General features: G+C 57.1%; 1 pseudogene. It reads right to left on the reverse strand.

What is annotated here, in order from left to right:
* Window positions 1-233, reverse strand: a pseudogene (locus R0J92_RS25710) (hypothetical protein); the annotation flags it as partial.
* Between the last annotated feature and the right edge of the window lie 12 nt (window positions 234-245).

Below are 245 nucleotides of genomic sequence, written 5' to 3' on the forward strand. Positions count from 1 at the left end.
AGAATATCGCCTATCGTACGAGGGCGACGATCTTCAAAGAGCGGCTGATAGCCCCGGCGTGCCTGATAGATGGAGCCGTTAGGCACCGGCGGTGGCCGATCAATGATGGTGATCTGCTCTTGCTCGCCGACCACCGAGGCTCGGGGTATTTGTGCGCACCCTGACGTCACCAGCAGAATCAGCGCTAAACCAGCCAGCACGCAGCGGTGTAACATAACGTTCAATTTCAACATAGCGCGACCTGT

It is taken from the genome of Tritonibacter sp. SIMBA_163 (assembly GCF_046535935.1).
In the GTDB taxonomy this organism is placed as follows: Bacteria; Pseudomonadota; Alphaproteobacteria; order Rhodobacterales; family Rhodobacteraceae; genus Epibacterium; species Epibacterium scottomollicae.